21 protein-coding genes are annotated in these 26429 nt (G+C 66.9%); 4 read left to right on the plus strand and 17 right to left on the minus strand.

Features of this window, described 5'->3' with window-relative positions; genetic code table 11:
* Positions 1-86: 86 nt before the first annotated feature.
* The 13 genes from NWF24_RS31035 to NWF24_RS31095 form a co-directional block, all read right to left on the minus strand.
* On the minus strand, positions 87-1268 hold the full coding sequence (locus NWF24_RS31035; RefSeq protein ID WP_258351873.1) for a fumarylacetoacetate hydrolase family protein: 1182 nt from the start codon (positions 1266-1268) through the stop codon (positions 87-89).
* Positions 1269-1362: 94 nt separating this feature from the next.
* Complete coding sequence (locus NWF24_RS31040; RefSeq protein ID WP_258351874.1) at positions 1363-5133, minus strand: molybdopterin-dependent oxidoreductase; 3771 nt, start codon at positions 5131-5133, stop codon at positions 1363-1365.
* Positions 5130-5630, minus strand: coding sequence for a (2Fe-2S)-binding protein (locus NWF24_RS31045; protein WP_258351875.1), 501 nt, complete (start codon positions 5628-5630; stop codon positions 5130-5132). The genes NWF24_RS31040 and NWF24_RS31045 overlap by 4 nt, the downstream gene beginning before the upstream one ends.
* Positions 5608-6741 carry an ABC transporter substrate-binding protein gene (locus NWF24_RS31050; protein WP_375338493.1) on the minus strand — a complete coding sequence of 378 codons (1134 nt, stop codon included), beginning with the start codon at positions 6739-6741 and terminating at the stop codon, positions 5608-5610. The genes NWF24_RS31045 and NWF24_RS31050 overlap by 23 nt, the downstream gene beginning before the upstream one ends.
* Positions 6742-6812: 71 nt before the next feature.
* Positions 6813-7538, minus strand: a complete 726-nt coding sequence (gene pncA, locus NWF24_RS31055; protein WP_258351877.1) for a bifunctional nicotinamidase/pyrazinamidase — start codon at positions 7536-7538, stop codon at positions 6813-6815.
* A gap of 31 nt (positions 7539-7569) precedes the next feature.
* A complete protein-coding gene (locus NWF24_RS31060; RefSeq protein ID WP_258351878.1) occupies positions 7570-8304 on the minus strand; it encodes an ABC transporter ATP-binding protein in 735 nt (244 codons plus the stop codon).
* Positions 8301-9110, minus strand: a complete 810-nt coding sequence (locus NWF24_RS31065; protein ID WP_097197427.1) for an ABC transporter ATP-binding protein — start codon at positions 9108-9110, stop codon at positions 8301-8303. The genes NWF24_RS31060 and NWF24_RS31065 overlap by 4 nt, the downstream gene beginning before the upstream one ends.
* Complete coding sequence (locus NWF24_RS31070; RefSeq protein ID WP_258351879.1) at positions 9107-11041, minus strand: ABC transporter permease; 1935 nt, start codon at positions 11039-11041, stop codon at positions 9107-9109. Before NWF24_RS31070 ends, NWF24_RS31065 begins: the two co-directional genes overlap by 4 nt.
* Positions 11042-11071: 30 nt before the next feature.
* Positions 11072-12277 carry an ABC transporter substrate-binding protein gene (locus NWF24_RS31075; RefSeq protein WP_258351880.1) on the minus strand — a complete coding sequence of 402 codons (1206 nt, stop codon included), beginning with the start codon at positions 12275-12277 and terminating at the stop codon, positions 11072-11074.
* A gap of 67 nt (positions 12278-12344) precedes the next feature.
* Positions 12345-12929: an amino acid synthesis family protein gene (locus tag NWF24_RS31080; protein WP_093059282.1), complete on the minus strand. Its 585-nt coding sequence runs from the start codon at positions 12927-12929 to the stop codon at positions 12345-12347.
* A 32-nt stretch (positions 12930-12961) separates the two neighbouring features.
* Complete coding sequence (locus NWF24_RS31085) at positions 12962-13603, minus strand: amino acid synthesis family protein (RefSeq protein WP_258351881.1); 642 nt, start codon at positions 13601-13603, stop codon at positions 12962-12964.
* A 21-nt stretch (positions 13604-13624) separates the two neighbouring features.
* Positions 13625-14542, minus strand: a complete 918-nt coding sequence (locus tag NWF24_RS31090; RefSeq protein WP_258351882.1) for a UPF0280 family protein — start codon at positions 14540-14542, stop codon at positions 13625-13627.
* Between the two features lie 2 nt (positions 14543-14544).
* Complete coding sequence (locus NWF24_RS31095) at positions 14545-16170, minus strand: 6-hydroxynicotinate reductase (RefSeq protein WP_258351883.1); 1626 nt, start codon at positions 16168-16170, stop codon at positions 14545-14547.
* A gap of 311 nt (positions 16171-16481) precedes the next feature.
* Between NWF24_RS31095 and NWF24_RS31100 the strand changes: the two genes are divergently transcribed.
* The 3 genes from NWF24_RS31100 to NWF24_RS31110 are packed head-to-tail and all read left to right on the plus strand — an operon-like array spanning position 16482 to position 19208.
* Positions 16482-17255, plus strand: coding sequence for a ferredoxin--NADP reductase (locus tag NWF24_RS31100; RefSeq protein ID WP_130426483.1), 774 nt, complete (start codon positions 16482-16484; stop codon positions 17253-17255).
* 19 nt (positions 17256-17274) lie between these two features.
* Positions 17275-18054 carry a TetR family transcriptional regulator gene (locus tag NWF24_RS31105; RefSeq protein WP_258351884.1) on the plus strand — a complete coding sequence of 260 codons (780 nt, stop codon included), beginning with the start codon at positions 17275-17277 and terminating at the stop codon, positions 18052-18054.
* Positions 18009-19208, plus strand: a complete 1200-nt coding sequence (locus NWF24_RS31110) for an amidohydrolase family protein (protein ID WP_258351885.1) — start codon at positions 18009-18011, stop codon at positions 19206-19208. The genes NWF24_RS31105 and NWF24_RS31110 overlap by 46 nt, the downstream gene beginning before the upstream one ends.
* 12 nt (positions 19209-19220) lie before the next feature.
* On the opposite strand, the gene NWF24_RS31115 is transcribed toward NWF24_RS31110, so the two are convergent.
* The 4 genes from NWF24_RS31115 to metH are packed head-to-tail and all read right to left on the minus strand — an operon-like array spanning position 19221 to position 25231.
* The gene (locus tag NWF24_RS31115; protein WP_258351886.1) at positions 19221-19622 is read right to left on the minus strand and encodes a GtrA family protein; all 402 of its coding nucleotides are present in this window, start codon (positions 19620-19622) and stop codon (positions 19221-19223) included.
* Complete coding sequence (locus tag NWF24_RS31120; protein ID WP_258351887.1) at positions 19619-20614, minus strand: glycosyltransferase family 2 protein; 996 nt, start codon at positions 20612-20614, stop codon at positions 19619-19621. The genes NWF24_RS31115 and NWF24_RS31120 overlap by 4 nt, the downstream gene beginning before the upstream one ends.
* Entirely contained in the window at positions 20611-22440 is a 1830-nt protein-coding gene (locus tag NWF24_RS31125; RefSeq protein ID WP_258351888.1) for an ArnT family glycosyltransferase, read from the minus strand. The genes NWF24_RS31120 and NWF24_RS31125 overlap by 4 nt, the downstream gene beginning before the upstream one ends.
* Positions 22441-22492: 52 nt before the next feature.
* On the minus strand, positions 22493-25231 hold the full coding sequence (gene metH / locus NWF24_RS31130; RefSeq protein ID WP_258351889.1) for a methionine synthase: 2739 nt from the start codon (positions 25229-25231) through the stop codon (positions 22493-22495).
* Between the two features lie 224 nt (positions 25232-25455).
* Here metH and NWF24_RS31135 point away from each other — a divergent pair, with 224 nt between their 5' ends.
* A complete protein-coding gene (locus tag NWF24_RS31135; protein WP_375338494.1) occupies positions 25456-26427 on the plus strand; it encodes an esterase/lipase family protein in 972 nt (323 codons plus the stop codon).
* The last annotated feature ends 2 nt before the right edge of the window (positions 26428-26429 follow it).

Consider the following 26429-nt stretch of genomic DNA (forward strand, 5'->3'; position numbering starts at 1 on the left):
AACAGCAACAGATTGCAACACGACGCGTATGAATTACTAAGGAGTACAACTCCTTTTGAAATTCAAACGGAACGTCTACATGCGAATCACAGCAGACCGCGTTCGCTCAAATTGCGCATCAACGCACTGATACCAAAAGTCCACATCGGCGCCTGGTCCGCGTGCACAACGCGATTGACCAGGGCGCCGAGTTCCGGTGCGGCAATGCACACGCGGTCGCCCACGACGTGGGTGAATCCTTGCCCAGGCCCATGACGGTCTTGTGTCGGCGCGAACATCGTTCCAAGAAACAACATGAAACCATCAGGGTAGGCGTGATGCCTACCCACGGTCTGCGCCACGAGGTCGAGCGGATCGCGGCTGATCTTCGACAGCGAGCTCGAACCCTCGAGCGTGAAGCCCTCGGGGCCGGTCACTTCCAGCGCAACGGTGATGCGGCGCACGTCCGCAATGCCGAAATGCGCATCGAACAGGCGGATGAAGGGGCCGATGGCGCACGAGGCGTTGTTGTCCTTGGCCTTGCCGAGCAGCAGCGCGCTGCGGCCTTCGAAGTCGCGCAGGTTGACGTCGTTGCCGAGTGCGGCGCCAAGCGTCTCGCCACGGCTGTTGACGGCGAGGACGACCTCGGGCTCCGGGTTGTTCCACACCGAGCCAGAATGAATGCCGACGTCGGCGCCCGTGCCCACGGCGGAGAGCACCGGTGCCTTGGTGAAGATCTCGGCGTCGGGGCCGATGCCGACTTCGAGGTACTGCGACCACGCGCCCTGCGCGATCAGCACTTCCTTGACCTTCATGGCCTCGGGCGAGCCCGGCACGATGTCGGCGAGGTTGTCGCCGAGCACGCCACCGATGGCCGCGCGCGTGGCCTCGGCCTTCGATGCGTCGCCGCGTGCCTGCTCTTCGATCACGCGTTCGAGCAGGCTCGCAACGAAGGTGACGCCGCTGGCCTTGATGGCCTGCAGGTCGCAGGGGGCGAGCAGCCAGGGCTTGTTCGTGTCGCGCGCGGTCTCGTCGCTGTTGGCAAGGACCTCGTCGAGCGCGGCGATGCGCGGTGCGCCCTGCAATGCGTGGCGAACGGCTTCTGCAGGCGCCTTCTTGCCCTCGAGCAGGTCGCTCATGGTCGGCGCAAGCGCCGACAGGTCATACAGGTCGCCGTCGTGCACGGCCACCAGCACGGGGCCCACGCCGGGTTGCCACAAACGGCCGACGAGGGTGGCGCGTTCGGCGTCGCGGGGCAGGCTGGAAGAGATTGAAAGATCGAGCGGCATGGCGTGGTGTCTCCGTGGATGTGTGCGCTACGCTGCATCGTAGCGGCGCACAGCGGATCACGACGCGGCCGGCTCTTTCCTTCTCTTCCTGGTGTCAGTGCCCCGGCGCGGCGCGCACGCGCGCCACGTCGGCAGGCAGGTTGGCCCACGCAGGCTCCTGCGGTGCGAAGCGCGCGCGCATGTAGCCGGCGAGTTCGGCGATCTGCCGGTCGTCGAGCACTTCTCGGAACGCGGGCATGAAGCCGATGTCGCGGCTCGCGGGCTCGCGCACGCCATCGAGGATGGTGCGCAGCAGGTTGTCCGGCCTCGCGCTCGTGAGGTTGCTGTTGAGCGCGAGCGGCGTGTTCACGCCGAGTAGCGTAGGGCCGTTGCCGTCGTGGTGGCAGGAGGCGCAGGCGCTGTCGAACATGCGCTGCGCGGGGCCGAGCAACTGGCCCTGCGTGCGTGCGGCGTTATCGATCGCTTGCTGTGCCACGGCGGTCGGTTGCACGGACGGTGCAGGATTGAACGAACCGAGGTAGGTTGCCATCGCGCGTACGTCTTCATCCGGCACCTGTGCGAGTTCGCGCACCACCTCGGCCATCGGCCCACCGGCGATGCCATGGCGCTGCGTGTGGCCTTGGCGCAGGTAGCGGTAGAGCTCATCGGCGTCCCACGGCACCGCAGACTTCGACAGGTGCGTGAGCGCGGGCGCCTCCCAGCCGTCGATCATGGCGCCCGACAGGAAGGCGCTGCCGCCCTGCTCCGCGCCGAGCGCATTGCGCGGCGTGTGGCAGGCGCCGCAATGGCCCAGGCCGTTGACGAGATACGCGCCACGGTTCCATTCCGCGCTTTGCGTGGCCACGGGTTGCATTGGCGTCGGATCGTGGAACAGCGCGTTCCAGCCGGCCATCAGCGGCCGCATGCTGAACGGGAACTTGAGCTCGGACTTCGGCGTTTCCGCGCGCACCGCGGGCATCGACATGAAGTAGGCATAGAGCGCCTGCAGATCGTCGTCGCTGGCCTTGGCGAATGCGGTGTAGGGGAACGCGGGGTACAGGTAATGGCCGTCGCGCGAGACGCCTTCGCGCATCGCGCGCTGGAAGGCGCTGAAGGACCAGCGGCCGAGGCCCGTCTTGGGGTCGGGTGTGAGGTTGGTCGTGTAGAGCGTGCCGAAGGGCGTTTCCATCGCGCGGCCGCCCGCATTGGGTGCGCCGCCAGGGGCGGTGTGGCACACGGCGCAGTCGCCGGCAGCGGCAAGCACACGCCCGCGTTCGATGGTGGCCTGGCTGTAGACCGGAGCGGTGAGCGATACGGGCGCGATGGCGGAGCGCCAGCCGAGCAGACCGGCGACCACGCCGATGCCGCCGACGACGAGCGCAGCGCCGGTGGCCCAGACGCTCTTGCGCTGAGGCCATGCGGCTCCCGCATTGCTCCTTCTCCCTCTGGGAGAGGGCTGGGATGAGGGTGCGACGGCGTCACCATTCGCAGGCCGCTTGCCCTCACCCCAACCCTCTCCCGGAGGGAGAGGGGGCAAGTCCGAAGTCAATGGGTTCAGTGCTGCCAGCACCGTCTCCGGCGTAAACGGCGGCGACCTGAACCGCACCCCCGTCGCATCGAAGATCGCATTCGCAATCGCCGCAGTCCCCGGCACCGAAGACGACTCACCGGCCCCCAGCGACGGCTCTCCAGGCCGGGGCATGTGCATCACCTCGATCACCGGCACTTCGCGGAAATTGATGATCGGGTAGGCACCCCACTCGCGGCTCGCGACCACGCCGGAAGGCAGCACGCCCGGCAGCTGTGCGCCCGTCGTCGAGCCTTCCTGTTGTTGTTGTTGCTGCGGCGCGAACTGCACCCGCTCCTTCAGCGCCCGGCTCGTTGTCTGGATCACGTTGCCGTGTATCTGATGCTCGACCCCCGCCGGGTTGATCATCAGCCCCGCGTCATGCCCCACCACCACACGGCGCACATGCACCTCGCCGGTCTTGCGATTGACCTCGACGTCGGCCACCCACGCAGCCCACGCGGCGCCGAAGCCCGGCCACTTGCTGTGGATGTAGCGGGCGTACGCAAAGCCTTGCCCGAAAAGGATGTCGCCCCCTTCGCCGAGCCCGCCGTCCGCGTTCTCCTGCGGCCCGGTGCGCATGCGCCAGCCGGCCTTCTGCGCAGTGGCCTGCACCAGTTCGACCGCGCGCGGATCTTCCAGATGCCGCAGGCGGAACTGCACCGGGTCCACACCAGCAGCAGTCGCCAGTTCATCGATGTACGACTCGTGCGCGAATGAGCTAGGCAGCGCCGACACGCCGCGCAGCCACGAGGCCCGCACGATCGGCGCCATGTCGTTGACCTTCACGCGCAGGTTGTCGTACGTGTAGGGCGGGCGCGCGGTGCGGTCGCCCATCTCGAAGGCCTGCGCCACCGGCTCGATGGTGCGCGTGAGCAGCAGCGCGAGCGTGGGCGCGCCGTTCGACGGATACGAGGTTTCGAAGTCGTAGGCGGCGACGCGGCCATCGGCCATGAGGCCGCCGTCGATCTCCATGAGCTGCGCGGCGCCCTTGGGCTCCCACGCATGCTCCTGCTCGCGCGTGAGCTGCACGCGCACCGGCGCACCGACCGCACGCGCGAGCAGCGCCGCATCGGCGGCCACGTCGTCGGCGCCGTTGCGGCCATAGCAGCCAGCGGCTTCCATGCGGACCACGTCGACCTGCACGTCCTCCACGCCCATGAGCTTCGCGAGATCGGCGCGCAGCACGTGCGGATTCTGCGAGCCGGCCCAGCAACGCAGCTGCATGCCGCTGCCATCGGCCGGCTGCCAATCGGCCAGCGCGCACGAAGGGCCGATGGACGCATGCATCTGGTACGGCCACACGTAGGTGCGATGCATCGGCTGCGCGGCGGCGGCAATGGCGCCATCGACATCGCCTTCATCGACCAGCAGGCGCTGCGTCGACGGGTTGTCGCGCAGTGCCTGTGCCAGGTCGCCCAGGTCAGGCATGCCGGGCCATGGCTTCCACGTGACGCGCAGTTCGCGCAAGGCCTGCTCGGCGTGCTCCTCGCGCTCGGCCACGATGCCAACGAAGTCGCGGATGACGACCACGGCGCGGATGCCGGGGATGTGCGCAATCGACGATTCATCGACCGCCTCGAGCGTATTGCCGATGAACTCGCCATGGTCCGCGCCCGCATACGGCGGGCGCACCACGCGGCCGTGCAGCATGCCGGGCACGCGCATGTCGTGCACGAACACGAGCTCGCCTGCCAGCTTGGCCGGAATGTCGACGCGCGCCTGCCGCGTGCCGACGACGCGATAGTCAGCGGGATTCTTGGGCTGCGCCTGCGGATCGAGCCGCAGCACGGTGCGCTGGCCGGCCACGAGTTCGGCGTAGCTGACGTGGCGGTCCGGCGCTTCGGTGATTCGCACCACGCCGTTGCGCACCTGCAGCGCGTCGACGGCCACGCCCAGCCGTTCAGCCGCGCGCGCCAGCAGCCACGCGCGCGCCTGCGCGGCGGCAAGCCGCATCGGCTGCGCATGGATCTGGATCGACGCACTCGCAATCGTCGCGCCCTGGTTGGGCGCGCGCGCGGTGTCGCCGAGCATCACCCGCACGCAGGGCATGCCGAGGTCCAGTTCCTCGGCCACGATCTGCCCGAGTGCGGTCTGGATGCCGGTGCCCAGATCGACGTGGCCGTTGAGTGCCGAGGCGCTTCCGTCGTCCCATACGGCGAGCAGGATCTCGTCGCCTTCGAGCGGGTTGCCGGCGATGAATGCGGGCTGGCCCTTGGCAGGCGGCGGTGCGAGCGGGGTCTCGCGCACCACCAGCAGCACGCCATCGGCCGCCAGGAACTCGGTGCGTGTCCGCGGAAGATCGGCGCGTCGCGTCATGGGGCCGGATGCGCGCGCATGCGCACCGCCGCGCGTTGCACGGCGTCGAGAATTTCGATGTGCGTGCCGCAGCGGCACAGGTTGCCCGAGAGCTCGGCGCGAATGCGCGCATCGCTCGCATCAGGATCGCGCGCGAGCAAGGCCGCCGCCTGCATCACCATGCCGTTGAGGCAGTAGCCGCACTGCGCGGCCTGTGCATCTTCGAAGGCGGCCTGCACCGGATGCCAGTCGCCCCGCGCGCCCAGCCCTTCAAGCGTGGTGATGGCACGCCCCGCCACGCCATGCGCGGGAATCACGCACGAGCGCGCCGCCACGCCGTCGACATGCACCGTGCACGCGCCGCACTGCCCCAGCCCGCAGCCGTACTTGGGGCCGTTCAGCCCCAGGTCATTGCGCAGCAGGTGCAGCAGCGTCGCTTCGCGCGGCACGCCCTCGATCGTTTGCGCCTGGCCGTTGACCAGCAGGTGCAGCGGCTCAGCGCCGCAACTGGCCGTCACGGGTGTACATCTCCAGGTCCACGAAGGTCGAGCCGTTGTGGTTCTTCGCGCTGTACTCGACGGGGAAGTCGCCGATGCGCGTGCTGCCGATGCTTTCAAGCCCGGCGATGAAGCTGTCGCGCGTGAGCGTCTTGCCCGCGCGGCGCAGGCCCTCGACCATCACGCGCGCGACGATGTAACCCTCCAGCGCGGTGTAGCTGTCGATCTTCTCGCCGAACTCCGCGCGGTCGCGCTGGTAGTCGGCCACGATGGGCATGCGCTGCGCCTGCGGCGGCGGCACGATGCTGGCCGTGACCAGCCCCGCGAGCTTGCCGTCTAGCCGCTTGGCCGAACCGGCCGCGTCGGTGATGCCGACCGACAGCGTGTACAGCGGCGCGCCCACGCCGTTCGCGCGGTAGTCGCGCATGAACACTTCGACCATGCGCCCGGCCATGATCATCACGACCGCGCCCGGCTTGGCTTCAGACAGACCGGTGACGACCTGCTTCGCGTCTTCGGCCGTGATGGCCAGCGGGAAGGTCTTGAGCACCTTCACCTTGTGGTCGGCCGCCAGCTCTTCACAGGTGGCGAGGTTCGACTTGCCGAAGGCGCTGTCCTGGTAGACCACCGCGATCGACTGGATGCCGATGGTCGAGAGGTGGCTGATGATCTTGCGCAGCTCCAGGTCGTAGCCCGCACGCACGTGGAACAGGTAGCGGTTGACCTTGGTGCGGAACGAGCTAGTGCCCACCAGCGGCGCGAACATCGGCACGCCCGCCTTCTCGGCCAGCGGCATCGCGGCCGCGAGGTTGCCGGTGGCCACGTAGCCGGTGAGCGCGAAGACCTTGTCCTCGTCGATCAGCTTTGCCGTGTTGATGGCGGTCTTTGCGGGGTCGTAGGCGTCGTCATACGTGACGAGTTCGATCTTGCGACCGTTGACGCCGCCCGACTTGTTGACGCGGTCGAAGTACAGCTTGATGCCCGCGCGGTAGTCGACGCCGAAGTCTTTTGCCGGCCCGCTGAACACGGCCGACTGGCCGATGCGGATGGTGGTGTCGGTCACGCCGTTTTCCGCGCGTGCCGACCGCAGCAGGCCGGGGCCAAGGGCCAGGGCTGCACTGCCCGCCACCATGGCGCGCCTTGAAAGGGAGGGCTTCATGCGTCGTGGATCTCGCTTTTTCTGCTGTTCTTCGAGGTGCGGGCTCAGGCGGTCTGGATGTCGGCGGACTGGATGCGCTTGACGCCCTTGGCCGTCATCTGCTTCCACGCCGCGGCCAGCGAGCCGTTGAGGTCGATGCCGCGCGTGGCGTCCTCGATCACGTAGGCCTCGAAGCCGGCCTTGCGCGCGTCCATCGCGGTCCATGCCACGCAGAAGTCGGTGGCCAGGCCGGTGACGAACACGGTCTTGATGCCGCGCGCCTTCAGGTAGCCGGCCAGGCCCGTGGCCGTCTTGTGATCGGCTTCCTCGAAGGCCGAGTAGCTGTCCATCTCCTTGTGGAAGCCCTTGCGGATGATCAGTTGCGCGGTTGGCACCTTCAGCTCCTTGCCAAGCGCGGCGTCTTCAGTGCCCTGCACGCAGTGATCGGGCCAAAGCACCTGCGTGCCGTAGCTGAGCTTGGTGGTCTCGAAAGGCTTCTTGCCGCTATAGGTGCTTGCGAAGGATGCATGGCCCGCCGTGTGCCAGTCTTGCGTGACGACGATGTTCTGGAACGCGGGCGCCAGCGCGTTGATGACCGGAATGACTTCATTGCCGCCCTTCACCGCCAGCGTGCCGCCGTCGAGAAAGCAGTTCTGCACGTCGACCACGATCAGCGCGGCCTTGTCGCCGGGCTTGATCTTGCCCGCCGCGAAGGCGTTGAAACCGACACTGCCGAAGCCGCCGGCCAGCCCCAGGGCGGCGGCGGATTTCACGAGGGTTCTGCGATGCATGGCGTGGACTCCGATGGGTTGAAGGAAAAACTCAAACGCTGAGGTAGGCGCGGCGAACTTCGTCGTTGGCCGCAAGCTCGGCCATGGTGGCGTGATAGCGGATCTGCCCCTTCTCGAGCACATAGGCGCGGTCGGACACCAGTTCAGCGAAGTGCATGTTCTGCTCCGACAGCAGGATGCTCACGCCCTGCGCCTTGAGCTCCAGGATCATGTTGGCCATCTGCTCGACGATCACCGGGGCCACGCCCTCGGAAGGCTCGTCGAGCAGCACGAGGTACGGGTTGCCCATGAGCGTGCGCGCCACGGTCAACATCTGCTGCTCGCCGCCGCTCATGCGTCCGCCGGGGCGGTTGGGCATTTCGCCGAGGTTGGGGAACAGCTTGAACAGGCGCTCGGGCGTCCACAGCGGCGCGTCGGTGCCGTCGGCCCAGCGGCGCGCGGGCTGCTTGCCGACTTCGAGGTTTTCCATCACGGTGAGGTCGGTGAACACGCGGCGGTCTTCGGGCACGAAGCCCAGGCCCAGACGCGCAGCGTGGTGCGGTTCGCTCTTCGAGATGTCGTGGCCCAGGAAGCGCACCGCGCCGCGGCGCTTGGTCAGCATGCCAATCAGCGTCTTCAGCGTGGTCGACTTGCCCGCGCCGTTGCGGCCCATGAGCGCGACCACTTCGCCGCGACGCACTTCGAGGTCGACGTCATAAAGGATTTGCGCGGCGCCATACCAGGCACACAGGGCCTTGGCCTGCAAAAGGGGTTCGTGTGTGCTCATGCGGCGACTCCAAGGGCTGCGGCTTTCTCTGCGATCTTCTCGAATGTCTTGCCGCTGCCGAAGTACACCTCCTGCACCTTCGGGTGGTCGCGGATTTCGAGCGGCTTGCCCTGCGCGATGAGGCGGCCGCGCGCCAGCACGATCATGCGGTCGGCATATGCGAACACCACGTCCATGCTGTGCTCGGTGAAGAGCACGGCCATGCCGCGTTGAATGACGAGATCCTTGGTCAGCGCCATGAGCGAGTTGCGCTCCTTGGGCGCCATGCCGGCGGTGGGCTCGTCCATCAGCAGCAGCTTGGGGCTGTTGGCCATCGCAATGGCGAGCTCGACGCGCTTCACGTCGCCGTACGCCAGCACGCTGCAGGGCCGGTCGGCCTGCGACTTCATGCCGACCTGGTCGAGCAGCGCCAATGCTTCGTCGCGCTTGTGGTCGGCCGCGCGGCGCCACATCGAGAACAGCTTGCCGTCGTGCGACAGCAGCGCCATTTGCACGTTCTCGACCACGGTGAGCGAGGCGAAGGTTTCGGCGATCTGGAAGGTACGGCCCACGCCCTGGCGCCAGATGGCGCGCGGCTTCTGGCCCACGAGCTCATGCCCATCGAACAGGATCGAACCCTGGTCGGCCTTGAGCTGGCCGTTGACCATGTTGAAGGTGGTCGACTTGCCGGCGCCGTTGGGGCCGATGAGGGCGAGCAGTTCGCCGGCGTGCAGCTCGAAGCTGATGCCGTCGACGGCCTTCACGCCGCCGAAGGACTTGCCGAGGTTCTCGACCTTGAGCAGGGGTGTGTTGGAGGTGGTCGTCATGCCTTGGCCTCCTTCGCCTCGGCGGCCACAGGCGCCGCATCGGGCTTGGCGCGGCGCAGCAGCTTGTCGGTCAGCTGCTTCGCAAAGCCTGCAATGCCCTGCGGGAACAGCAGCACGAGGATCAGGATGATGGCGCCGAGCGTCGCGCGCCAGTAGTCGGTGTTGCGCGCCACGGTGTCGTGCAGCCAGCTGAAGGTGACGGCGCCGACCACCGGCCCGGCCAGCGTCTGGATACCGCCCAGCAGCACCATCACCAGCCCGTCGACCGACTTGTCGACGCTCAGGCTCTCTGGCGAGATGCTGCCCTTGGAGAAGGCGTAGAGCGAACCGGCCAGCCCGGCCGCGGCGCCCGCGACGACGAAGGCCGTCCATTGCATGCGCTTGACGTCGATGCCGATGGCGTCGGCGCGCAGCACCGAGTCGCGGCCCGCGCGCAATGCATAGCCGAAGGGCGAGAACAGCACGCGGCGCAGCATCATGACGCCGGCAGCCACCAGCACCAGCGTGAGCCAGTAGTAGGTGCGCTTGTCCGACAGCCATTCCGACGGCCACACGCCCGTGAGGCCGTTGCTGCCGCCGGTGAACGAATCCCACTGGTAGACGACAGCCCAGGTGATCTGCGCGAAGGCCAGCGTGAGCATGGCCAGGTACACGCCAGACAGCCGCACCGCGAACCAGCCGTAGACGAAGGCGCCGATGGCCGCGACCAGCGGGGCCACGATGAGCGCGACTTCCATCGGCAAACCGCTGGAGCGCACCAGCAGCGCGGCGCCATAAGCCCCGAGGCCGAAGTAGGCGGCATGGCCGAACGAGTGCATGCCGGCCGGGCCCATGATGAAGTGCAGGCTGGCAGCGAACAGCGCGGCAATCAGCAGGTCGATCATCAGCACCGTGGTGTAGGGCGAATCGGCGGTGAGCAGCGGCATCGCCATGAGCACCACGCCCAGCGCGGCGACCAGCCACAGGTAGCCCTTGCTCGCGCGGCGCAGCGGCTCCTCGGCCATGCCCACGTAGCGGCTCGGTGCCTGTGGCCGGCCGAACAGGCCCCACGGGCGCCACACCAGCACGATGGCCATGACGATGAAGTCAACCACCAGCGTGAGCTTCGAGAAAGACACGCTGTAGCCGAAGATTTCCACCACGCCGAGCCAGATGCACACGGCCTTGATCTCGGAGATCAGCAGCGCCGCCGCATAAGCGCCCGGAATGGAGCCCATGCCGCCCACCACCACGACCACGAAGGCTGCGCCGATGGTGTTGAGGTCCATCGCGAGCGTGGCCGGCTCGCGCGGCAGCTGCAGCGCACCGCCCAGGCCCGCGAGCATCGCGCCGAGTGCGAACACCGCGGTGAAGAGCCAGGCCTGGTTCACGCCCAGCGCGCTGACCATCTCGCGGTCTTGCGTGGCGGCACGCACCAGCGTGCCCCAGCGGGTGCGCGTGAGCAGCAGCCACATGAGGCCGAGCACGACCGGGCCGACGACGATCAAGAACAGGTCGTAGGTCGGAAACTGCCGGCCCAGGATTTCGACCGAGCCCGACAGGCCCGGAGCACGCGGCCCGAGCAGTTCGTCAGGCCCCCAGATGTAGAGCACCGCGTCCTTGATGACAAGGACCAGTGCGAAGGTCGCCAGCAGCTGGAACAGCTCGGGCGACTTGTAGATGCGGCGCAGCAGCACCATCTCGATCAGCGCGCCGAGAATGCCGACCGCGAGCGCGGAAATCACCAGCGCGGGCCAGAAGCCCATGCCGCCGCCGAGCTTCTCGACCAGCGTGTAGGCCAGGTAGATGCCGACCATGAAGAAGGAGCCATGCGCAAAGTTGACGATGCGCGTGACGCCGAAGATCAACGAAAGGCCGGCCCCCACGAGGAACAGCGACGAAGCCGACGACAGCCCGGTGAGGAACTGAAGCAGCAGGGACGAGAGGCTCATGGGTGCAAGCGTTCCGAAAAAGGATCAGGGTCAGTCGGCGGCGCGCGACTTCTTCACGTCGGCGGCGGAGGGCTGGAACTTGGCGCCGTCGAAGTAGGTGTAGTCGACCATCACGCCCTTGCCGTTCTCGTTCTTCGTCTTGCCGACGAAGGCGCCCATGGTGGACTGGTGGTCTTCGGCGCGGTAGCTGATCTTGCCGAAGGGCGTGTCGACCTGCAGGCCCTTGAAGGCTTCGAGGAGCTTCGGCGTTTCGGTGCTCTTGGCCTTGGCGGCGCCGGCCGCGACCGACTTGATCATGCTGTAGCCAACCACCGAGCCGAGGCGCGGATAGTCGTTGTACTTGGCGTGGTACGCGAGGAAGAAGGCCTTGTGCTCGGGCGTCTGGATGCCGTACCAGGGGTAGCCGGTCACGATCCAGCCGTTGGGCGTTTCGTCCTTCAGCGGGTCGAGGTACTCGGGCTCGCCGGTCAGCACGCTGACGACCGCGCGGTCCTTGAACAGGCCGCGGGTGTTGCCTTCGCGCACGAACTTCGAGAGGTCTGCGCCGAAGAGCACGTTGAAGATCGCGTCGGGCTTGGCATCGGCCAGCGCCTGGGCGACGGCGCCCGCATCGACCTTGCCGAGCGGCGGCGCCTGTTCGGCGACGAACTCGACGTCGGGCTGCGCGGCCTTCAGCAGCGTCTTGAAGGCGGCCACGGCCGACTGGCCGTATTCGTAGTTGGGGTACACGACGGCCCAGCGCTTCTTCTTGAGCTTGACAGCCTCGGGCACGAGCATGGCGGCCTGCATGTAGGTGCCGGGACGCAGGCGGTAGGTGTATTCGTTGCCGCCCTGCCAGGTCATCTTGTCGGTCAGCGGTTCGCCGGCCAGGAAGAAGATTTTCTTCTGCTTGGCGAAGTCGGCCACGGCCAGGCCGGTGTTCGACAGGAAGGTGCCGGTGAGCACGTCGATCTTCTCGCGCGCCACCAGCTCTTCGGCCACGCGCACGGCGTCGCCGGGGTTGGCGTTGTCGTCGCGCGTGATGAGCTCGATCTTCTTTCCGTTCACGCCGCCCTTGGCGTTGATTTCTTCGACAGCCAACTCCATGCCCTTCTTGTAGGGCTCGAGGAAGGCGGGCTGGGCCTTGTAGCTGTTGACCTCGCCGATCTTGATCACGCCCTGCGCGTGCGCGGGAACGAGAGCAGTGGTCAACGCAGCGAGGGCCGCGGCGCTGAAGACGTGACGCAATGGGTTCATGGGGAAAGCTCCTTGAGATCGAATGAGGAAAGAAAACACCGTGATTGGGCGAGGGCGAAAGACAGCGTCAGCGAAGACCGTCTTCGCCCTTGATTTCATGGGCCTGCAGGCCGCCGATGCGCGGCAGCGGACGGCCGCTGTCGGTGACGGCAACCGCCACCACGATCTCGTTGGCGCGCGGCGCGTCGCTTACGCGGGCTTCGATCGCGTCGAAATGGCTGCGCACGAAGGCTGCGTCTTTATGGCCCAGCGGCACGTCGATGGCGGTGCCCAGCGTGCCCTGCTTCTTGGCCGAAGGCACGAGCGCCGCGCCCTTCTCGACTGCAACGCGCAGCGGCGCGCCCAGCTTGGGATGCAGGATGGCGGCGGCGTGTTCGAGCTCGCCGCGCTCGCCGACGATGGCGGCCTTGCCATAGCTTTGCGCCTGGCCGGGCTCGATGCCCAGCGCCTTCACTGCCTTCTGGCCGAGCAGCGCGCCGAGCTCTTCGCCGATGGCGATCAGTTCGTCGAGGTTCTCGCTGTAGCGGCCGGCGTACGGGTTCTCGATCACGGCGATGGCAACGGCGCGGCGCGTGGGCGGCGTGACGTCCTTACCCATTTCCTTGCGGGTTTCATCGACCTGGATGACGAGCTTGCGGATGTTGGCGGTCATGTTCTGTATTCCTTGTCTTGTCTCTGTGCGGGTCAGCGCAGGCCGTCCCACTTGCTGATGTTCTCTGCGAGCAGGCCGCCGACGCGGGCATGCACGCGGTAGCCGGTGCTCATCGCGAGGATGAAGACGATCTCGTCCGCAGCCGGCGCGCCGGGCACGCGCACCTCGATGGCGTCGAACTGGCCGCGCACGTAGCTGGCGTTGATGTTGGTCAGCGGCACGTCGAGCGCGGCGCCGGGCGGGCCGACCTTCTTGGTCGAGGGCACGATCGACAGCGCGTTGCCGGGCTGGCCGGTTTTCTCTTCGGCCTTGCCTGCGGTGTAGGCGACGCGGCTGCCCTTCCAGCCGAGCAGCTCGCGCATTGCGTAGCCACCGGGCACGTGCCACAGCGCGCCGTGCTCCAGCTCGCCGTCGGCGCCGACGATGGCGCCCTTGCCGTAGGTGGCAATGCGCTCGAGCGGCACGTCCATGGCGGCGTGCAGCTTGTGTGCCATGTCGACGCCCACAGGGTCGAGCAGCGCCATCATCGGAAGGATGTCGGGCTCGTAGCGGCCGGCGAACGGATTGGTCAGCACCGCGCCGATGGCACCGCGCACCAGCGGCGTTGCGGCACGCGGTCCGAACTCGTGGTGGATGTGCTCGACATGGGTGAAGACGCGTCGGATTTCGATCATGAAAAAGAACCTTGCTTTTCGTTAAGCAAATACTGAACCAACTGCTTTCGGCAGCTCGGTCTTGAGCGCCTTCGAGCATAAGGGTTCGACAAGTCGCCACTGCCCCTGACAAACGAGTAGAGCGGCCCACACAAGCCCGCCTTTTTGCAGGACCTTGGCGCACACCACGCCCGTATCGAGTGCGCTGCGCACCTGCCCGGGGGCCAGCGTGGGTACGTCGACGGTGACGAGGGTGTCGCCGAGGTCGCTGTCGTCCTTGCATTCGTTCGCGGGGCGGCGCGCGATGGCCGCGTCGTCCACATCGACGGCGTTGGCGATCACTGTCGCCGCCGCATCGGCCTGCGCTGCAGTGGCGGCCAGGACCGTCACGCTGTCGGCGATGCCCAGCGAAAAGCTGCGTCCGCGCCAGCCGCTGGTGGCGACGCCGCGCACGGGCTGGTCCGCGCGCAGCTCGAACTGGCCGTCGGTGGTGAGGATGCCGCTGCCACCATCGACATGATTGCGCCAGTCGAAGCGCGCGAGGTCGGCGAACACGCCCACGCGCGCGGACTGGCCGGGCGCGAGGTGCAGCGCGATGTCGCCGCCGTTGTTGATCCATGCGCGCTCGATGCCGGGGCGTTCGTAGAAAGCGATCAGCTCCTGCGCGACCGAGCCGGCCACCGCCGCCATCGGCGTGATGAACATCGGCGAGAACGCGGCGCAGGCGTCCCACATGCGGCGCGCCACCACATTGCGCGGACGCATCTTGTCGGTGACGGGCAGGCGCAGCAGCGGCAACTCGCGCACCAGTTCGTCGAGCACATGGACGAAGCGCGCCCACGCGGCGTCGTGCGCGGCCGCGACGGCGTACGGGTCGCCATGCGCCTCGGCCACGATGTCGATCGGGCCGTGGTTGAAATGCCAGCGGTTCTGATCGAGCGCTGTGCGTTGGGCGGACATGATCAGCCCAACATGGGGGCGTGGCCGAGCGGCCACGGATTGGCGTCGTCCATCGCGAGCCATTGGCGCGCAAGCGGTGCGCCGTCTTCCTGCCATGCACCGCGCGCGAGCGCCTGTTCGAGCGGGAAGATGTGTTCCATGTGGCCGCCGAGCGCTTCGTAGTCGTCGCGTCGCATGCTGAACTCGATGGGTGCGACGATGGCCGGCGTGGGCACGGTGCCGAAGCTGTTGTCGGGCATGCGCATGACGTCGGCCATCACGGTGATGCCGCCGCCGGGCCACACGTATGCCGGTGCGCCGCCGCAGGTGACGTTGACCAGCGCGCGCTTGATGGCACGCGTGAGCAGCACCGGGTTTTCAGTGACCCCCGCGCGCAGGCTGCCGCCCGCGCCGCCGAGGAACAGCACAGTGCACAGCGAGGGTTCGCAGTTCTCGCCGATGCGGTCGACGATGCGCTTCACCTCCGCGGGCATGGGTTGCTCGACAGGCTTGAGCGCATCGTCGAGCACGTACCACTGCGCGTGCTCGCCGGTGGTCGAGGTCATCAGCAGGCGCAGGCCGGGGCGCGCGACGCCCTCTGCCCAGCCTTCGATGATCGCGAGCGGATCGGCGATGTCGGTGCCGCCCCAGCCGTTGCCCGGGTTCGCCACCTGGAAGTAGCGCCCCGGCGTGGACTTGCGCCCCAGCATCTGGATGCCCGAGGGCGCCATGTCGAGGCAGCGGCCGGCCTGGTGCTCGGTGAGCACGCCTGTGATGTGGTCGTCGACCACTACCACCTCGTCAGCCACGCCCGCGAACTGGCGCGCGAAGATGCCGACCGCCGCGGAGCCGCAGCCCACGCGCATGCGTTGCTCTTCGACGCCATTGACGATGGGCGCCTTGCCGGCCTGGATGACGAGGGTGGAGCCGCCGTCGATGGTGCACTCCACGGCCTTCTTGTTGCCCAGCAGTTGCATCAGCTCGGCCGTCATGCGGCCTTCCTTCTTGCTACCGCCGGTGAGGTGGTGCACGCCGCCGAGCGAGAGCATCTGCGAGCCATATTCGGCCGTGGTGACGTGGCCCACGACCTCGCCGCGGTAGCGCACGTTTGCCTGCTCTGAGCCAAGGAAGCGGTCGGTGTCGATCTTCACCTTGAAGCTGCAGTAGCTGAAGATGCCTTCGGTGACGACGGTGACCATGTCGACGCCTTGGGCCTTCGATGCCACGATGAAGGGCGCGGGCTTGTAGTCGGGGTAGGTGGTGGACGAGCCCACGCCGGTGACGAAGACTTCGTCGGCGTGCAGCAGGTCGCCGTTCCAGTCGGGCTCGGCGGGGGCCGGGGCCAGAGCCGTTTCGGCGCCAGTGCGATTGAAGGGCACCAGCGCAGGCGCTTCGCTTTCGATCGTCCGGCGCAGCAGCACCACGGGATCGACGCGCACCAGCACGCCTTCGCGGTTGGCATAGCGGTCGCAGGCGCCGGTGCGGCCGTCGGAGATCTGGCACAGCACCGGGCAGGCGTTGCACTCGACCTTGGCCGTGCTCATGCGCTCGTTGCGCGGAGGCGCCTTGCCGAAGGCGCTGCTGCCGGCTTCAGCCACCACGGGCATGTCCATGCCGGGGAGGCCATCTGTCTTGGTGTGTTCTGTCATCGGGCAATCTCGTGGGCGTATGTGGGCAAATCCTGGCTGTCGGGGTTTGCAACAAACGTGCCGTCCGCCCGCTTGTGCACCGACTTCCGTTTGTGTAGCATTCCCTACACTTTCATGTTGCGTTCACTACATTCGCAGTCAATGTAGCAAACAGGCCCGATGCTTGCAATGGTGTTTTCTCGCGATGTTCATCGGGGTTTTTACGACCAACGACAATGGAGGGTTCGGAGCCGGCCGGTGGTTTTCGCCCCAAAGGCGTGCACATCGGCTCAGCCAACCTCCCCTGTTACCAACCAACTCTTGAGTTCCGTATGAGTGCATTCAGCGAAGAACGCGTCCTGAGCGTCCACCACTGGACCGACCGCCTGTTCACCTTCACCACCACGCGCGACCCGGCGCTGCGCTTCTCGAACGGTCATTTCACGATGATCGGCCTGAAGGTCAACAACAAGCCCCTGCTGCGCGCCTACAGCATCGTGAGCCCGAACTACGAGGAGCATCTCGAGTTCCTGAGCATCAAGGTGGAAGAAGGCCCGCTGACCTCGAAGCTGCAGCACATCCAGGTGGGCGACACCATCATCGTGGGCCGCAAGCCCACCGGCACGCTGCTGATCGACTACACGCTGCCGGCCAAGCGCCTGTACCTGTTCGGCACCGGCACCGGCCTCGCACCGTTCATGAGCATCATCCGCGACCCGGACACCTACGAGAAGTTCGAACAGGTCATCCTGGTGCACGGCGTGCGCCAGGTCGACGAGCTGGCCTACCACGACCTCGTGACCGACCACCTGCCCAAGCACGAGATCCTCGGCGAGATGATCGAGAAGCAGCTGCTGTACTACCCGACCGTCACGCGCGAGGAGTTCCGCAACCAAGGCCGCATCACCGACCTGATCGAGAGCAACAAGCTCACCGACGACCTCGGCCTGCCGCCGCTCAACGTCGAGGAAGACCGCGTCATGCTGTGCGGCAGCCCCGGCCTGCTGGTCGACCTGAAGCACATCCTGGAGAAGCGCGGCTTCAAGGAAGGCAACACGAGTACGCCAGGCGACTTCGTCGTCGAACGCGCCTTCGCAGAAAAGTAAGCAGGACGTCGCGCGCACGATGGCCGACAACAGCCGCTCCGCCTCCCACAAGCCCAAGCCGCAGCGCCGCACGGGCGTGCGCGAGGCGGCCGCACAGGCCACGCGCGACAGCATCCTGAAGGCGGCGACCAAGGTGTTCGCCAAGTACGGCTACGACGGCGGCAGCGTGGAGAAAATCTCCAAGGCCGCGAAGTCGTACGACCGGATGATCTATTACTACTTCGGCAGCAAGGAAGGCCTCTTCATTGCGGTGCTCGAAGGCATCTACCAGCGCATGGACGACGCCGAGGCCGCCATCGCGCTCGACGCCTCGCGGCCGGTGGAAGCGCTCACCGAAGTCATCCGCTTCGTGCTGGGCTACTACCGCAAGAACCCCGAGTTCGTCACGCTCTTGAACACCGAGAACCTGCACAAGGGCCGGCACATTTCGAAGTCGCTGCGGGCGCGCGAGTATTCGTCGCGCGCGGTGGCGATCATTGCGGAAATCCTCGCCAGCGGCGCTGCGCAAGGCCTGTTCCGCAAGGAACTGGTGGCGCGAGACATCTACCTGCTGATCGCGTCCACGGGTTATTTCTACACCTCCAACCGGCACACGCTCACCGCCTTCCTCGGTGAGCCGCTGGAATCGCCGGAGGCGATCACGCACTGGGAAAACTTCGTGATCGAGACGCTGCTGCGCACGGTGCGCGCTGACTCGGATGCAGAGGCGGACGAGCCGCAAGACAACACACCACCCCACGAGGACACATCGAAATGGCAGAAATCGCAGCCGGCGGCAAGTCGGGCAAGGTCGTCATAAAGAACATCGGGCTGCTGCTCTCGGGCGACATCGACAAGCCCATCCTCGACGCCGACACCATCGTGGTGAACGACGGCCTGATCGTCGCGGTCGGCAAGGAGAAAGACTGCGATCTCGAAGGCGCGCAGACCATCATCGACGCGAAGAAAACCTGCGTGACGCCCGGCCTGATCGACAGCCACGTGCACCCGGTGTTCGGCGACTGGACACCGCGCCAGGGCCAGATCGGCTGGATCGACTCCACCATGCATGGCGGCGTGACCACGATGATTTCCGCTGGCGAGGTGCACCTGCCCGGCCGTCCCAAGGACATCGTGGGCCTGAAGGCACTGGCCATCACCGCGCAGCGCGCCTTCGACAACTTCCGCCCCGGCGGTGTGAAGGTGCTGGCGGGCGCGCCCGTCATCGAGAAGGGCATGGTCGAGAGCGACTTCAAGGAACTCGCTGAAGCCGGCGTGGGCCTGCTCGGCGAAGTGGGCCTGGGCTCGGTGAAGGCCGGCTACGAGGCGAAAGAGATGGTGGCCTGGGCGCGCAAGTACGGCATCCAGAGCACGATCCACACGGGCGGTCCGTCGATCCCCGGCTCGGGCCTGATCGACAAGGACGTGGTGCTCGAGGCTGACGCCGACATCATCGGCCACATCAACGGCGGCCACACCTCGCTGCCGGAAGCGCACGTGTGTGAGCTCTGCGAGAAGAGCTCGCGCGCCATCGAGATCGTGCACAACGGCAACGAGAAAGTTGCCATTGCAGCGGCGAAGGCGGCGCTGGAGCTCAAGTGCCCGCACCGCGTGATTCTCGGCACCGACGGCCCCGCCGGCTCGGGCGTGCAGCCGCTGGGCATCCTGCGCATGGTGGCAATGCTGTCGTCCATCGCGAACATTCCGGCCGAGCTGGTGTTCTGCTTCGCGACCGGCAACACCGCGAAGATCCGCAAGCTCAACTGCGGGCTGATCGAAGTGGGTCGCGATGCCGACTTCGTGTTCATGGACCGCGCGCAGCATTCGCCCGCGCCGGGGCTGCTCGAAAGCGTGCAGCTCGGCGACATCCCGGGCGTGGGCATGGTGATGATCGACGGCATCGTGCGCTGCGGCCGCAGCCGCAACACGCCGCCTGCTACCGAGATTCCGGTCGTCGTGTCCGGCGCGCACTGAGCGCTGGCGGCCTCAGCCGCCGCGGTGCGAGCGAAAGACCAGGTAGCGCGCCGAAAGGAAGTTGGCGCTCATGCCGGCAAGGCTGCCCAGCGCCACGCCCAGGGCAGCGGCCCAGCGCCCTTCGACCCAGTGCAGCGTCAGCACATAGGCGCCGTAGTTCAGCACCGCGCCGGCCGCCATGGTCGCCAGGTAGCCCAGGTACTCGCGCCAGAGAGAGCGGCCGGCCGATGCGCTGGGCGCGAAGGTGTAGCGGCGGTTGAAGGCCCAGGTGGTGGTCGCCGCTGCAAGAAACGACACCACCCGCGCACCGTACCAACCCAGCAGCGGCGCCAGCAGATACAGCACGACCACGTCGACCACGAGCCCGATCACGCCGACGAGGGCGAAGGAGAGGAGCTCGCGTCCGATCTTCATCGTGAATTGCGTGTGCCGCGGGCCGCCTGCTCGCGCACGCTCGGAATCGCGAGGTAGCTCAGCCGCTTGGCCTCCCGCCGTCCCAACGTGATGGCCTGCATGACGACGCCGCACACGAAGGACAGCATCGCCGCCAGCATCGCGCCCGTGGCCAGCACCGCCGTGGGGAGGCGAGGCACCAGGCCGGTGTGCATGTAGGTCATGACGAGCGGCAGGACCAGCGCGACCGACATCAGCACCAGCAGCCCCCCGATGATCGAGAAGAACTGCAGCGGCCGCTCGCTCACGAACAGCTTGCAGATGGTCTTGAGGATGCGCCAGCCGTCGCGGTAGGTCGAGAGCTTGCTCACCGAGCCTTCGGGGCGCGTGCTGTAGGCGGTGCTTTCCTCGGCATAGGGCATGCGCAGTTCGAGCGCGTGCACGGTGAGTTCGGTTTCGGTCTCGAAGCCCCGCGACAGCGCCGGGAACGACTTGGCATAGCGCCGCGAAAACACGCGGTAGCCCGAGAGCATGTCGCTGAGGCCGCCACCGAACAGCTGCGCCACGGCACCCGTGAGCATGCGGTTGCCCAGGCGGTGGCCAGTGCGGTAGGTGTGCGCGTCCTGGCCGTCGTCCACGCGGCTGCCGACCACCATGTCGAGGTTGTCGCTCACCAGCCGGTCGATGAGCCGGCGCGCGGCGCCGGTGTCGTAGGTGGCGTCGCCGTCGACCATCACGTACACGTCGGCATCGACGTCGGCGAACATGCGCCGCACCACGTTGCCCTTGCCGCGCAGGGTCACGTGCGTGACGATGGCACCGGCCGCGCGCGCCACGGCGGCCGTGTCGTCGCTGGAGTTGTTGTCGAAGACGTGGATCTCGGCCTCTGGCAGCGCAGCGCGAAAGCCCGCCACCACCTGGGCGATGGCGAGCGCCTCGTTGTAGCAGGGGATCACCGCGGCAATGCGCAGGCCGCTGCTGCCGTGGGTGGTGGGGAAATTGGCGTCGGTCATGGTGCGGCGGGAAGGATACGGTAGACCCGGCTGCCGTCCTTCTCGTATTCGACGGCGAAGTACTTGTCGAAGTCGACGCGCGCGCTGAATACGGGCACCACACTGTCCGGCAGGACGACCGCCACAAAACCCAGGCCGCCGAGCTTGCGCGCGAGATCGCCGCCCGACAGGCGCCCGAAGTCGGTGTAGCGCCACGGCCCGAGCGTGTCGCCCCAGATGGGGTTGGGCCCGTAGTAGATCGCTTCGTTCAGCGCGACCTGGTAGACGCGGCCGGTGGCAGTGCGGCGCAGGTAGTCCATGACGGCATAGCCCGGCACATGCTTGCGCAGCACGGCATCGCGGGCCTCCGGGGTGATCGAGACCATCGACATCTTCACCGCGGTCTGGCGCACCGACACGGCGGCCAGCACGGCCAGCAGCAGCACGAGCACCCAGTCACCCGCGCGGGCGCCGGAACGCGCGGTGTCGCGGCTCATCGAGCCCGTCGCCACGGCGCCGGCATCCTGCGTCTTCTCTTTCGCACCGAACATGCGGCGCAGGCCCGATGCGGCCCAGCCGAACAGCACCTGCCAGCCGATGGCCGCGATGGCGGCCAGCAGCGGGAACGAGGCCGTCAGGTAGCGCGGATAGCGCGAGGTCACGACCCAGACCACCACCGAGTAAAGGCAGAACCAGCCTGCGGCGCGCACGGCCGCGGAGCGCTTCCACAGCACGCTGAACGGCGCGAAGAACACGGACCAGATCAGCGCATTGGGCAGCTCGGCATGCACGCGCACGTCCGCCACCTGCTGCACGTAGTCGGCCGGCGTCCATTCGGTGAAGCCGAACACGCGCGCACCGATCGGGTTGAACGGGTCGCCCGTCATGACGGCGTTGCGCGCGTACCAGTACACGCACGGGATCAGGAAGCAGACGAACACCAGCGCCCATGCCTGGGGCCGGCGCTCGTGGCGAATGACGAACAGCGCCACCAGCGGCAGGAAGATCAGCGCCTGGTACTTCGAGCCCGCGGCCACGCCAAGGCAGAAAGCGGCCACGCCGAGCCAGCGCATGCCGCCGTGCACGGGCTTTCCGGGCTCCGACTCGCGCCACCACCACAGCGCCACGCAGGCCGACAGCACGAACAGCGCCACGCCCATGTCGATCAGCGCGTTCGAATAGTCGCCGAGCCCCAGCCAGATGGCCGCGCCGATGCAGGCGGTGAGCCGGTTGGCGTGCAGGATGCCGAGGCGGAAGATCATCACCACCGACAGCGCACCCGCCAGCGCATTGAGGAAGTGCGGCAGCACGTCGTCGCCAACCTGCAGTGCAGCGGCGTAGAGCAGGTTGTAGTTGTACGGGAACCAGGGGTAGCGCAGCCAGTCATGGATGCCCAGCGAGCCCTGCTGCGCGACCTGGCGCGCATACGGCAGGTGGTACATCAGCTCGTCGAAGGCGATCGGCGGGGCGAGCGGCGCCACCAGCGCGGGCAACGCGACCAGGGCCAGCGCGATCATGGCAACGCGCTCGAAGTAGGTCCACGGCGCGGCGGGTTCGTTCGCGCGCAGGGCACGCCGTTCGCGCAGCCACGACGGTAGCTGGATCGCCGCCGCAACGAAGCCCGCCACGACCAGCGCCACGGTCGCGCCCATCTTGAAGGCCCCGAAGATGGCCAGCGCCTGGAACGCGCAGATGAAGAGGCCGACGCCCAGCGCCACGGCCATGGCGGCTTCGAGCCCAGCGTCGCGGCGCGGCGGCGGGGCCATGCGGCCCAGCAATGCGCGGCCGTAACCCCAGCAGCTGAACACGAAAATCGCCAGTGCCGCGTAGTGCGCGGCTGCAAACATCAGCTTCTGAATAACAACTCCCGGCGCCGGGCGGCCGCGCCGGCCGGCAGGTTCAAAGATTGGGCGCCAGCAGACGCTCGAGATCGGACTCGCTCTCCTTGCGCCGCGCGGCTTGGTCCTGCAACTGATCGTGTCCGATCTTGCCGACGTTGAAGTACGTCGCATCGGGGTGGCTCAGGTAGAAACCGCTCACGCTGGCGGCGGGCATCATAGCGAGGCTTTCCGTCAGGGTCATGCCAATGTCCGCGCAAGCCAGAAGGTCGAACATCGGGCGCTTCACGCTGTGGTCGGGGCAGGCCGGGTAGCCGGGCGCGGGGCGGATGCCGCGGTACTTCTCCGCGATCATGTCGTCGTTGCTCAGGCTTTCGTCGCTCGCGTAGCCCCAGAGGTCGGTGCGCACGCGGTGGTGCAGCGACTCGGCGAAGGCCTCTGCCAGCCGGTCGGCCAGGGCCTTGAGCATGATGGCCGAGTAGTCGTCGAGGTCGTCGATGAAGTACTTCTCTTTTTTCTCGACACCCAGGCCGGCGGTCACGGCGAACATGCCGACATAGTCTTTCACGCCGCTGTCCTTGGGCGCGACGAAGTCGGACAGGCAGCGGCTGGGGCGCATCACGCCGTCGATCATCTGCTTCTCGGTCTGCTGGCGCATGCCGTACCAGGTGAGCGCGACCTCGCTGCGCGACTCGTCGGTGTACAGCTCGATGTCGTCGTCGTTCACCGTGTTGGCAGGCCAGAAGCCGACGATGCCGCTCGCGCTGAGCCAGCGGCCTTCGATGAGGCGCTTGAGCATGCGTTGGCCATCGGCGTACACGCGCACGGCCTCGGTGCCGACGATCTCGTCCTTCAGGATGGCAGGGAACGGGCCGGCCAGGTCCCAGGTCTGGAAGAACGGGCCCCAGTCGATGTACTTGGCCAGATCGGTCAGGTCGAAGTTCTTGAACACGCGCCGGCCGATGAACTTGGGCACGGGCGGCAGGTAGTTCGCGAAGTCAATCGGCGTCTTGTTGGCGCGCGCCTTGGCCAGCGGCCACATCGGCACCTGCTTCTTGTTGGCGTGCTGCTGACGCACCTTGACGTAGTCGGCGTTGATCTCGTCGATGTACGCAGTGGCCTGGTCGGAGAGCAGGCTCTGCGCCACGCTCACGCTGCGCGAGGCGTCGGGCACGTAGACCACGGGGCCTTCGTAGTGCGGCGCGATCTTCACGGCCGTGTGCACGCGGCTGGTGGTGGCGCCACCGATCAGCAGCGGAATCTTCTTGATGCGGAAGTGGTCGTCCTTCTGCATCTCGCCGGCCACGTACTGCATTTCTTCCAGGCTCGGCGTGATGAGGCCAGACAGGCCCACGATGTCCGCGCCCTCGACCTTCGCCTTGGCCAGGATCTCGTGGCACGGGACCATCACGCCCATGTTCACCACTTCGAAGTTGTTGCACTGGAGCACGACGGTGACGATGTTCTTGCCGATGTCGTGCACGTCGCCCTTCACGGTGGCGATGATGATCTTGCCCTTGGTGCGCACGTCGCGGCCCGCGGCCTCGTCCTGGCGCTTTTCTTCCTCGATGTAGGGAATGAGGTGGGCCACGGCCGACTTCATGACGCGCGCCGACTTCACCACCTGCGGCAGGAACATCTTGCCCTGGCCGAACAGGTCGCCCACGATGTTCATGCCGTCCATCAGCGGGCCTTCGATCACGTGCAGCGGGCGGCCGCCCTTGGCAAGGATCTGCTGGTAGGCCTCTTCGGTGTCTTCGACGATGAAGTCGGTGATGCCGTGCACCATCGCATGCGACAGGCGCTGGTTGACGTGCACCGGGTTCTCGGGCGTGCCGCGCCACTCGAGTTTCTTGCTGTCGTCCTTGGCGCCGCTCTTGGCGGTTTCGGCCACTTCGACGAGGCGCTCGCCGGCGTCGGCGCGGCGGTTGAGCACCACGTCTTCGACGCGCTCGCGCAGCTCGGGTTCGAGGTCGTCGTACACGCCGACCATGCCGGCGTTGACGATGCCCATGTCCATGCCCGCCTTGATCGCGTGGTACAGGAACACGGTGTGGATCGCTTCGCGCACCGGGTCGTTGCCGCGGAAGCTGAAGCTCACGTTCGACACGCCGCCCGACACCTTGGCGCCCGGCAGGTTCTGCTTGATCCAGCGCACGGCGTTGATGAAGTCGACCGCGTAGTTGTCGTGCTCCTCGATGCCGGTGGCAATGGCGAAGATGTTCGGGTCGAAGATGATGTCCTCGGGCGGGAAGCCCACCTCGTCGACCAGGATGCGGTAGGCGCGCTCGCAGATCTCGATCTTGCGTGCGTAGGTGTCGGCCTGGCCCTTCTCGTCGAAGGCCATCACCACTGCGGCGGCACCGTAGCGCTTCACCAGCTTGGCCTCGTGCTTGAACTTGTCGACGCCCTCCTTCATGGAGATGGAGTTGACGATGCCCTTGCCCTGGATGCAGCGCAGGCCTGCCTCGATGACTTCCCACTTCGAGCTGTCGACCATCACCGGCACGCGCGCGATGTCGGGCTCGCTGGCGATGAGGTTGAGAAAACGGACCATCGCGGCCTTGCTGTCGAGCATGGCCTCGTCCATGTTGATGTCGATCACCTGCGCGCCGTTCTCGACCTGCTGGCGCGCCACGGCCAAGGCTTCTTCGAACTGCCCGTTCAGGATCATCCGCGCGAAAGCCTTGGAGCCCGTGACGTTGGTGCGCTCGCCGATGTTGACGAACAGCGTGCCCTGGCCGATGGCAACCGGTTCGAGGCCGGACAGCTTCATGGGAGGGGGCATTGGGGAAGACATGGTTTGACTCGTGGGCAAAAGCGGTTATTCGTGCGCGGGTTGGGGGAGTCTATCGCCGTCCCCTATGCCGATAGCGAGCAAAGAGTAAGTCTGAATCATGAAAGGGTAAGTCCGAATCGATAGCGAATCCCTGATTTCGCAGAATGAAAAGAGCACGCTCGTTCTTTTTTGCGTGCATCCCCCTAAACCGACCTAACGCAATACAGGGAGTTCCGATGATTCGACTGAAGACGATTCTGGCTTCGACAGGCAGGAAAAGCGGCACGGCGCGGCGATCTGCCGGCGCCCTCCTGATGTGCGGCGTGCTGGCCCTCGCGCCCCTGGCGCAGACCGCGCAGGCAGCCAGCAGCAAGACCGCACAGACGGCCTACCCGATCGTGCTGGTGCACGGCATGCTGGGCTTCGACACCGTCGCGGGCATCGACTACTGGTACGGCATTCCCGGCGAGCTTCGCGCCCAGGGCGCCAAGGTCTTCGTCGCCGAAGTGGCGGCCACCAACAGCAGCGAAGTGCGCGGCGAACAGCTGCTCAAGCAGGTCAAGGATGTGCTGGCGCTCACCGGCGCGAGCAAGGTCAACCTGATCGGCCATTCGCACGGCGGCCCCACGGCGCGCTATGTCTCGGGCGTGGCGCCGGAGTTGGTGGCCTCGGTCACGACGGTGGGCAGCCCCCACAAGGGCAGCAAGGTGGCAGACGTGCTCGGCAACACACTGCCGGACGGCAGCATCAGCCGGACCGTGGTGGTGAGCGTGGTCAACGCGTTCTCCAGCCTCATCGGCATTCTCTCGGGCAACAACACGCCCCAGAACGGGCTCGGCGCGCTGGATTCGCTCAACACCGCCGGCTCGGCCAAGTTCAACGCCAAGTTCCCCGACGGCGTGCCCACCACGGCCTGCGGCAACGGCACCGAGCTGGTCAACGGCGTGCGGTACTTCTCGTGGTCGGGCACCCAGCCGCTGACCAATGCGTTCGACGCATCCGACTACGCGCTGTCGCTGACGAGCGTGGTGCACGGCGAGCCCAACGACGGCCTCGCTTCGGCCTGCAGCTCGCACCTGGGCACCTACCTCGGCAGCTACCGGCAGAACCACCTGGACGAGGTCAACCAGCTGCTCGGGCTGCGCGACCTGTTCTCGGTGAGCCCGGTGACGCTGTACGTCAACCAAGCGGCGAAGCTGAAGCAGCTCGGCCTCTGAGG

The organism is Variovorax paradoxus, from assembly GCF_024734665.1.
In the GTDB taxonomy this organism is placed as follows: domain Bacteria; phylum Pseudomonadota; class Gammaproteobacteria; order Burkholderiales; family Burkholderiaceae_C; genus Variovorax.

Coding starts and splice junctions, on each gene's coding strand:
- NWF24_RS31050 (WP_375338493.1), bottom strand. CDS start 6,741: ATGGTGGCGGGCAGTGCAGCCCTGGCCCTTGGCCCCGGCCTGCTGCGG.
- NWF24_RS31070 (WP_258351879.1), bottom strand. CDS start 11,041: ATGAGCCTCTCGTCCCTGCTGCTTCAGTTCCTCACCGGGCTGTCGTCG.
- NWF24_RS31060 (WP_258351878.1), bottom strand. CDS start 8,304: ATGAGCACACACGAACCCCTTTTGCAGGCCAAGGCCCTGTGTGCCTGG.
- NWF24_RS31035 (WP_258351873.1), bottom strand. CDS start 1,268: ATGCCGCTCGATCTTTCAATCTCTTCCAGCCTGCCCCGCGACGCCGAA.
- NWF24_RS31075 (WP_258351880.1), bottom strand. CDS start 12,277: ATGAACCCATTGCGTCACGTCTTCAGCGCCGCGGCCCTCGCTGCGTTG.
- NWF24_RS31095 (WP_258351883.1), bottom strand. CDS start 16,170: ATGACAGAACACACCAAGACAGATGGCCTCCCCGGCATGGACATGCCC.
- NWF24_RS31080 (WP_093059282.1), bottom strand. CDS start 12,929: ATGACCGCCAACATCCGCAAGCTCGTCATCCAGGTCGATGAAACCCGC.
- NWF24_RS31040 (WP_258351874.1), bottom strand. CDS start 5,133: ATGACGCGACGCGCCGATCTTCCGCGGACACGCACCGAGTTCCTGGCG.
- NWF24_RS31115 (WP_258351886.1), bottom strand. CDS start 19,622: ATGAAGATCGGACGCGAGCTCCTCTCCTTCGCCCTCGTCGGCGTGATC.
- NWF24_RS31085 (WP_258351881.1), bottom strand. CDS start 13,603: ATGATCGAAATCCGACGCGTCTTCACCCATGTCGAGCACATCCACCAC.
- NWF24_RS31105 (WP_258351884.1), top strand. CDS start 17,275: ATGGCCGACAACAGCCGCTCCGCCTCCCACAAGCCCAAGCCGCAGCGC.
- pncA (WP_258351877.1), bottom strand. CDS start 7,538: ATGCATCGCAGAACCCTCGTGAAATCCGCCGCCGCCCTGGGGCTGGCC.
- NWF24_RS31100 (WP_130426483.1), top strand. CDS start 16,482: ATGAGTGCATTCAGCGAAGAACGCGTCCTGAGCGTCCACCACTGGACC.
- metH (WP_258351889.1), bottom strand. CDS start 25,231: ATGTCTTCCCCAATGCCCCCTCCCATGAAGCTGTCCGGCCTCGAACCG.
- NWF24_RS31090 (WP_258351882.1), bottom strand. CDS start 14,542: ATGTCCGCCCAACGCACAGCGCTCGATCAGAACCGCTGGCATTTCAAC.
- NWF24_RS31065 (WP_097197427.1), bottom strand. CDS start 9,110: ATGACGACCACCTCCAACACACCCCTGCTCAAGGTCGAGAACCTCGGC.
- NWF24_RS31120 (WP_258351887.1), bottom strand. CDS start 20,614: ATGACCGACGCCAATTTCCCCACCACCCACGGCAGCAGCGGCCTGCGC.
- NWF24_RS31125 (WP_258351888.1), bottom strand. CDS start 22,440: ATGTTTGCAGCCGCGCACTACGCGGCACTGGCGATTTTCGTGTTCAGC.
- NWF24_RS31110 (WP_258351885.1), top strand. CDS start 18,009: ATGGCAGAAATCGCAGCCGGCGGCAAGTCGGGCAAGGTCGTCATAAAG.